9 protein-coding genes are annotated in these 7,865 nt (G+C 53.4%); 4 read left to right on the forward strand and 5 right to left on the reverse strand.

Features of this window, described 5'->3' with window-relative positions:
* The 5 genes from KQJ19_RS20865 to tssB all read right to left on the reverse strand — a co-directional run.
* Positions 1 to 883: type VI secretion system baseplate subunit TssF (locus KQJ19_RS20865; protein WP_216404077.1), on the reverse strand; the 883-nt coding region annotated here is incomplete at its 3' end.
* Between the two features lie 19 nt (positions 884 to 902).
* Entirely contained in the window at positions 903 to 1,283 is a 381-nt protein-coding gene (locus tag KQJ19_RS20870) for a GPW/gp25 family protein (RefSeq protein WP_016155552.1), read from the reverse strand.
* Positions 1,283 to 1,768 carry an Hcp family type VI secretion system effector gene (locus KQJ19_RS20875; RefSeq protein ID WP_016155551.1) on the reverse strand — a complete coding sequence of 162 codons (486 nt, stop codon included), beginning with the start codon at positions 1,766 to 1,768 and terminating at the stop codon, positions 1,283 to 1,285. The genes KQJ19_RS20870 and KQJ19_RS20875 overlap by 1 nt, the downstream gene beginning before the upstream one ends.
* A gap of 18 nt (positions 1,769 to 1,786) precedes the next feature.
* Positions 1,787 to 3,268 (reverse strand): type VI secretion system contractile sheath large subunit, encoded by a 1,482-nt coding sequence (gene tssC, locus KQJ19_RS20880; protein WP_016155550.1) that lies wholly within the window; start codon positions 3,266 to 3,268, stop codon positions 1,787 to 1,789.
* Between the two features lie 19 nt (positions 3,269 to 3,287).
* Positions 3,288 to 3,800, reverse strand: a complete 513-nt coding sequence (gene tssB, locus KQJ19_RS20885; protein WP_016155549.1) for a type VI secretion system contractile sheath small subunit — start codon at positions 3,798 to 3,800, stop codon at positions 3,288 to 3,290.
* A 466-nt stretch (positions 3,801 to 4,266) separates the two neighbouring features.
* On the opposite strand from tssB, the gene KQJ19_RS20890 reads away from it, so the two are divergent.
* The 4 genes from KQJ19_RS20890 to KQJ19_RS20905 form a co-directional block, all read left to right on the forward strand.
* The gene (locus KQJ19_RS20890; RefSeq protein ID WP_225836825.1) at positions 4,267 to 4,635 is read left to right on the forward strand and encodes a T6SS protein Cts2N; all 369 of its coding nucleotides are present in this window, start codon (positions 4,267 to 4,269) and stop codon (positions 4,633 to 4,635) included.
* Positions 4,636 to 4,649: 14 nt separating this feature from the next.
* Complete coding sequence (tssK, locus tag KQJ19_RS20895; protein WP_103766894.1) at positions 4,650 to 5,987, forward strand: type VI secretion system baseplate subunit TssK; 1,338 nt, start codon at positions 4,650 to 4,652, stop codon at positions 5,985 to 5,987.
* Positions 5,968 to 6,717, forward strand: coding sequence for a DotU family type IV/VI secretion system protein (locus KQJ19_RS20900; protein WP_103766895.1), 750 nt, complete (start codon positions 5,968 to 5,970; stop codon positions 6,715 to 6,717). Before tssK ends, KQJ19_RS20900 begins: the two co-directional genes overlap by 20 nt.
* A partial coding sequence (locus tag KQJ19_RS20905; protein WP_346011606.1) for a type VI secretion system protein occupies positions 6,714 to 7,865 on the forward strand: 1,152 nt, incomplete at its 3' end. The genes KQJ19_RS20900 and KQJ19_RS20905, both read left to right, overlap by 4 nt.

The raw sequence follows: 7,865 nt of genomic DNA on the forward strand, positions 1-7,865 counted from the left end.
GGTTAACGATTGGCACACACCCCAAACGAATATCACCCGAGTGAATATGCTGCGCCCCCGGCGGAGCGCGATCGAAAGGAATGCACAAGATCATGGCGTCGCCCTCCCCCGAAGGCGGCAGCGGCAAATCGAAATACATCAGCGCCTGCGGGCTGTTCATCCAGGCACTGAGCGCCAGCACGCTGGACTCTACGCCCGGTTCGCAGGGCAAAATCTTTTCGGCATTCAGCAGGCCAATGGGATGTGGGCGCAGCGGCCCAATGACATGGGCGTACAACAAATCAAATAGCGTGGCGTTGATTTGCGGCGAACCGCTGAGATGAATGCGTAACTGTGTAACCGCCAACGTCGAAAACTGATGTGGCGGCAGACAACGTAGCTGAATACGCAATGCGCCGCGCGCCCGCGTCAGCCCGGTTAACTGCCGGGCCTGCGCCGCATCGCACCAGGTAACATCGTCAATCTCAATAGGCCACAGCGTTTGCGCCAGCGCGGTACGCCACCAGATCGTTTTACCGCTTTGCGTTAACGCGTAAAGCGGCGTTCCGGCAGGAAGGGCGTAACCCTGACTCAAATCACCTGCCAGCGGATCCGCAGTAAAACTGGCGGTAGCTGTGGAAGGGAAAGGGCGTATCGAATGAGGTGAGAGCTGCTCCAGCAGCGATTCACACAGTTCACCAAAACCATCATCAAGGCGCTGATGCAATTTGGCGCTTTGCAGGGCGAAACCTTCTAAAAGCCTTTCAACGTGGGGATCCGGGCAATCAAATTCGCTCAGCCGCAGACGAGAGGCAACGTGCGGGTGCCGCCGGGCGAACTCGCCGCTGGCGGTACGCAACCATCTCAACTCCTGCAAATAGTCTTCCAGCAATCGATCGTCCATTGATCTTCTCCTGCGATAGTCATCGCCAGCTGCCGTGCAGATACGTTAGATCCAGCGTCAGCGGATCGTCGTCGTGCCACAACATCACCTCGAGATGCAGCGCCAGCGTCTGATGATGCGCATCTTTCACGCTGACAGTTAGCGCCTGAATCCGCGGCTCGTTGCGTAAAATGGCTGCGCGTAGCTGGCGACAATACCAGTTAAGCACCCGCTCATCGCCCGCGTTACATCCGTGCCATTCCGGGACGCCCCAGCTAAGCAACAGCGGTAGTGCGTCATCATCCGCAGGGGCTCGGGAGTTGAATAATCGATTCAACTCCCGGCACACCGACTCTCGTGGGCTTATCTCCTCATCCAGCAGCCTGTCGAATAGCGCAACCGGGATGAAAGGCTCCACCATTAGCTGCCTTTCTTATTCAGCGCCATATCCCAGACGGATGAACTGGTGCCCTGCTGGGTGCCTTCCGATTTCTGGGCGGTGATTTCCCATTTGATTTTGGTGAAGTTCAGCGACATCGTCTCTACCGGCTTACCGCCGGACCCGCCGCTGACGCTCAGGTGCGAGATCACCACGTTACTCAGGGTATAGACAATAAACGGCAGCATCGCGCTATTGTCGTTACGACAGAGCGTCAACTTCGCTTCTTTGATCACCTTCCCGCTACAGCAATACTCATTGAGCACCGGCGTGGCGAGATCGACAAACTTGGTCAGCGACATTTCACCCACGTGCGCCCGCCCGGAAGTACGTTCGGTATTACTGACGTCGTTAGTGACCTGCATCGCCACGTTATGGCTGTAGGACATGATCTCTATCTGATCTTTGAAGCCATCGGCCTGGCTTTCGCCTTTGATATCGTCAAGCTTTAAAAAAATCGCATCCATGGTCTATCTCCTTAGTAATCAAGCGGCAGCTGGCGGCGGCAGTTCAGCCACCAGACGAATTGAGGTGGTCAACTCTTCTAACTGGAAGTGCGGACGCAGGAATACAACGGCGCGATAAACGCCCGGTTTGCCGGGAACATCACTCACGTCCACCCGTGCTTCACGCAGCGGATAACGCGCTTTAATCTCCTGTGGCGCGCTGTCGCGCAGCAACACATAGTCAGCAATCCAGTTATTGAGGTAACTCTCAACATCATCGCGGCTCATAAAGCTGCCGACCTTGTCGCGCATAATCACCTTCAGGTAATGCGCAAAACGGGAAGCGGCGAGGATGTAAGGCAGCATTGCGGAGATCCGCGCGTTGGCATTGGCCTCCGGGGTGTTGTAGATCCTTGCCTGATTGGTGGTCTGTCCGCCAAAGAACGCGGCGGTGTTGGTATTCTTCTTATGACACAGCACGATGAATCCCAGATCGTTAAGCTCCTTCTCACGCCTGTCGGTAATGGCTATTTCCGTCGGGCAGCGCAGGCTGATATCGCCGGATGGCGTGGAGAACGTATGCGCCGGGAGATCGGATACCAGGCCGCCGCCTTCCGCACCGCGGATCGCCGCACACCAGCCGTATAAGGCAAAAGCTTCGGTAATACGACTGGCCAGCATCCAGGCGGCATTGCCCCACAGATATTTGCTGGCATCAAGGCCGTCGACGTCCTCGATAAAGTTCACGCCTTCCACCGGCACCGTATCCGGGCCGTAAGGCAGGCGCTGCAACACGTGCGGCAGCACTAATGAGACATAGCGGGAGTCGTCGCTTTCGCGGAATGCCCGCCATTTAATCAGCTCGGTGCTTTCGAAGATCTTCGCCAGATCGCGCGGGACACCTAACTCGAGAAACGATCCCATATCAAACAAACGAGGACTGGCAGCGGCGATAAACGGCGCATGCGCGGCCGCCGCGACCTGGGAGAGTTTTTCCAGTAGCGCCACATCCTGCGGATGACGGCCAAACTCGAAATCACCGACCAGCACGCTATAGGGATTCCCCCCAAAAGTACCGTATTCATCCTCATACAATTTCTTAAACAACGTGCTCTGATCGAACTCAACCGCTTTTTCCAGATCGTCCTGCAGTTCTTTGCGCGAAACGTTTAGCAGACGTAATTTCAGTCGGGTGCTGGTCTCCGTATTCATCACAAACTGATGCAGACCGCGCCAGGAGGCTTCCAGTTTCTGCATATCCGGGTGATGCAATACCTCATTCAACTGGCCGCTGATAAGCTCGTCGATCTGCGCGATGCGATGGTTGATCATCGCCACCGTATCGCTTCCTATCGCCATCCCTTCATCAAGAATTTGCGTCGCCAGTTCTTCCAGCATGTCACGCGCGTAGGTCTGTTGTAGCTCATCGCGCGCCATCCGCCCTTCCTGGATAATGCGATCCAGCACGCTCAGCGTGACCGTCTGTCCGCCGTTTTCAGCTTGTTCCTGAACATTTTCCATTGTTCTTCTCCTGATTCAGTTACGCGTTTTCAGCCGGTTTTTCTTCAACGATGGGTCTCAAAGCCTGAAGCTCGGCGTTATCGTTTACCACCTGCTGTAGCAGCGCATCCAAATCGTCGTTACCATCCAGTTTGGTGAGCAGATCGCGCAGGCGCTGCCGGGCAAGAAACAGTCGCTGAAGGGGTTTAACCTGATTGATAATATTGAGTGGAGAAAAATCATCGAACTCGTTAAAGCACAGCTCAACGTTCAATTTGCTGCCATCATTAGCCAGACGATTTTCAACCTGTATCGCCAGACGAGGTGAGAGGGAGGAAAGCACATCGTCAAAATTATCACGGTCAATTTCGACAAATCGCCGCTCACGTAATTTAGCGGGTGGGCATGCGGGATGTCCGGATAAATCAGCTAAAATACCAACAACTAAGGGAAGCTCTTTCTTCTCAATCGCGCCACCTGTTTCCACATCATACGTTATTTGCACGCGCGGCGGCCTAATACGGTTGAGTTTATGCTGAATGCTCTCGGCCATATTTAATCCTTTTTATTGCAATAGTATCCCTGGCACGACATTTACCGCACCATTATTCGAAAAGTCATATTCATGAATAACTACCGGCAATATAAAAAACACAACACCCAATAAATATCAACTTAATTTTTTACTTTTCACACAAAAAAATAAATTGTTTGATAAAAATCAATTAACAAAAAATTAACCAATAAAAATCAACATGTTACAATTAAAATTGATTATAAAATAATGCTTTGCACTGAAAATATAAATTTAATGAATATTTAAATGTTAACAAATTTTATTACTTAAGATTCATCCAATGATGATTTAAGTCAAAAAAACAACCCCCGCCATTAATTACCTTATTAATGACAATATAAAAGGATTTTATATGACAAACGGCCTATTCCATTCAGCCAATATAATACTATTCAGTATTTTAATTTTACTGAGTAGCGGTTGTTCATTATGGCAAAACCGTGTGGCATTTAATGATGTGGTCATTGAAACCGCAGCAGATGCAAACGATAACACGCCAGTCGCCGTGGATATTGTCGCGATTGCCGATAATGCGTTGCTGCCAACCGTACAATCGCTGAGTGCGACACAGTGGTTTAACGCCAAATCACAACTCCTGCGCGATAGCCCTGACGGGTTGCATGTCTGGTCGCTGGAGCTGGTACCGGATTCGCGTTTTGTGACCAAAAGCTCCCCTCTGCACGGCGTTAAGGCAGAGGCAATTCTGCTGTTTGCCCGCTACAGCAGCGCAGGAGAACACCGATTAACACTGGAAAAAGCAGATTCACTGCATCTGTTACTAATGACGGATGAAGCCGTCCTGGCACCATGAACAAGGAAGGGACTATGAGCACAATTCCGGCAATGGTTTGCTGGTATGAAGGGATGGCAATGCTACCTCAACATTTCCAGTTGCAGGCATTGCGTAATGAAACACTTTGTGCCGCGCTCACCGGGTGCGCTAATCCGTGGTTCTGGGGCGTCAACCGGCTCCAGATTGACGAGGCTGCGCTGTGTGCAGGAACGCTGCGTATTTTGCGCCTGGAGGCGATGATGCCCGATGGCACGCCGGTCAATTATGACATTAGCGACGATTTATCGCTGGAGTTTGACTGCGCCCGCTTGCTGCCTGCCGCGCCAGACAGTGAACATATCCTTTGGCTGGCGCTGCCGCCGCTAAACCGTGCCGGACAGTGGCAGTTGATGAATAGCCGCTATCGCTCAGTCAACAGCGCCCCGCTACCTGACCTGAGTAGCGGTGAATTCCCCGAGAGCATTTCGCAATGGCAGCCCGTACCGCGTCTGGTTTGCCAGCATGATCGCGCTGATTTCGTCTGTCTGCCGCTGCTGCAGGTTGTGTATAGCGAAGGTGGATTTCATCAGAGCGAGTGGTTTCCCCCCTCTCCCGCCTTCAACGAAGAGAGTTATCTGGCACGCCAAACCCGACAACTCTGCCTGCAGGCAAGAGAAAAAATTCTGTTTCTGAGCCGTGAAATGCAGTTGGCGCAACACGGGCAACGCACCAACGACTGGCTATGGCTTACGCTGTCACTGCATAGTATCCAGGGGGCGTTGCCGCTGGTGGAAAGCTTGCTCAGCAGCGGGCGGCCACATCCACAGGATCTTTACCGCGCGCTGTGTCTCTTTATCGGACAAACGGCAATACTGACTCAGGATAAAACGCTGCCCCTGCTGCCAACCTTTGATTATCAGAACATGCTGCCCGCATTTGCCTCTCTTTTCACCGTACTGAAAAACCAGTTGGCGCATATTCATCGCCGCTATCAGCGGCTGAATTTCAGCAAGCTGGATAACTCTTTTTCACTGCAACTCCCTACAGATATCCACGCGGGAGAGCAGGTGGTGATAGGCCTGCTGATGCCCGGAGACAACGCCTCCAAAGCTGAAAAGTGGTTACAAATGAGTCTTATCACCAGCCAACCCTTTGTACCTGTTCTGCGTCGTCAGCGGATGCACGGGATGACTTTCACGCCGCTGGCTGCAGAGCAGCGCAGTGACTGGGAAATCGACGGTAAGGTGGCCCTGTTTACCCTGACCCTTACCATCCAGTGGTTTGAAAAAGGGACGCCGTTGGTTATTGCCCCATTGCATGAAACAGAGGATATGCCGCAGCAGATCATGCTCTACCGTCAGGAGGATCGCCATGACAATCGCCAATCCTGATATGCCTGCCAGCCGTCTGTTTGATGAGATTTACACCCGCTGGCTGGCGCAGTTCGAACGCTGGAAACGCACTCCGCTACCGCCAGATGAGTTGCATAATCAGGCCCTTGTATACGCCAGTCAGGTGGTAGAAGAGTATAACCGACGCCTGACCCGCGAACTGGGTTCGCCGTTTCAGCAGCAGATTGACGCGTCCGTTTATGCCCTGGTCGCGCTGATTGATGAGTCCGTACTCTATGGTGACTGGCCCGCGCTCTCCCTGTGGCAGTCCTGCCCGCTGGAGTATCATTTGTGGCAAACCCATAGCGCTGGGGACCAGATCCCCCGCCTGATCACCGCTCTGCTCAATGAACGTAACCCAGGAAAGCGGGATTTAGCCGCGCTGTATTTGCGCTGCCTGACGCTGGGGTTTGGTTCCCGACGTGGCGATTTTAACCTGCAGAATCATCAGGAAACCTGCCGCCTGCTGTGGCATTTTGCCTTTCAGCATGACGCTCAGCTCAGTGATATTGCCGAACGCATGGAATCGGCCGCGCTGGGGACGCCTTTACACCTTCCGGCGCATCGCCGCCTGCCAGACAATTCGCGCCTGCATCTCATCGCCCTCGTTATACTTTTGGCGTTATTGCTGTTGAGTCAGCGACTGTGGCTAAGTATTGAAGATGCCATCGGCGTAAATTCGCTGCCAGATTTCCCGGTAACCCAGTCCTGCCAGGGAGATGATAAGTGACGCAACCCTGGCTTACGCTACTGATTATTCTCCTGGTGCTGTTGGCGATGACTCTCTGGTGCGTCTGGTGGCAATGGGAATACCGAAACGATACGTTCAACCGTGCGCAAAAGGAGATCCAGCGAGCCTGTACCAGTCAGGATCCTTACGACAGTATGCGAATCCTGATGCTTGGCGACGAAGAGGATAACCGTCTGCTGTGCCGCAGTTGGTCACTTACCGACGGCCAGGAATACTGGTTCGGGCAATGGTGGTTTAATCCTCAGTGCAGCCTTCTGTGCCTGCCGCAAACGCTACAAACCGTTGGGAAGAAGCGGCTAATCCGTCAGAATGACTGGCAGAAGACGCTGTCTGCGTTGGTGAAAAGCCGCCCCCAGCGACCACTGGATGCACTGATTATCACCCTTTCATTAGAGACGCTGCATGACGATGATACCGTCCGCGCCAGCTTATTGCATAACTGTCAGCAGTTGCAGCAGGTGTGCGGACTGAGTCTGCCAATTTACCTGATCATCAGCGGCATGGAATCACTGGAAGGTACAGCCGATCTGCTGGAGCTATTGCCGGAAGATGCTCGCCGCAGTCCGATTGGCAGCACAATTCCGGTCGCCAGAGAAGCCATTTGGAAACCGCAGTGGATCGACAATGCGCTGGACAATACCCGGACTTCGCTGCGGCTGTTCATCACCGAGCTTGGCGCGCTGCGAGGCAACACGCCGGAGGAATTATTCCGCTTGCCAGAAAGCTTCCCGCCGCTTGCCGCACCGTTGCATGACGCTTTTGACGCCCTGTTTAACAGTCATGCCCGCGATGAGCCACCGCAGCTGCGCGGGATCTGGTTTGTTGCCCGTACGCTGGACCATGACAAACCACAGATGCAGTTTTGTCAGTCGCTACTGAGCAGCAAAATTACCGCTGAGCGCGGTCTCGCGCTTCCGGTGCGCCGTTTGCTGCGCGTGAATTTACGCCGCCATTTCATCACTCTCGCGTGCTATAGCTGCCTTTGCGTTCTTTGGCTTGTCGCGATGACCTGGAGTTGGCAATACCAGCACACCCATGCCGTACTATTGCATGATCGTCTGCAGGTCCTCGCCACAGCCGTCCGGGCCGATATCACTGGTGAGCGTTCCACCGCGCTGTACTGGCGC

The organism is Citrobacter sp. S46_ASV_140, assembly GCF_018919545.1.
GTDB classification, from domain to species: Bacteria; Pseudomonadota; Gammaproteobacteria; order Enterobacterales; family Enterobacteriaceae; genus Citrobacter; species Citrobacter braakii.

Coding starts and splice junctions, on each gene's coding strand:
- KQJ19_RS20870 (WP_016155552.1), bottom strand. CDS start 1,283: ATGGTGGAGCCTTTCATCCCGGTTGCGCTATTCGACAGGCTGCTGGAT.
- KQJ19_RS20875 (WP_016155551.1), bottom strand. CDS start 1,768: ATGGATGCGATTTTTTTAAAGCTTGACGATATCAAAGGCGAAAGCCAG.
- tssC (WP_016155550.1), bottom strand. CDS start 3,268: ATGGAAAATGTTCAGGAACAAGCTGAAAACGGCGGACAGACGGTCACG.
- tssB (WP_016155549.1), bottom strand. CDS start 3,800: ATGGCCGAGAGCATTCAGCATAAACTCAACCGTATTAGGCCGCCGCGC.
- tssK (WP_103766894.1), top strand. CDS start 4,650: ATGAGCACAATTCCGGCAATGGTTTGCTGGTATGAAGGGATGGCAATG.
- KQJ19_RS20900 (WP_103766895.1), top strand. CDS start 5,968: ATGACAATCGCCAATCCTGATATGCCTGCCAGCCGTCTGTTTGATGAG.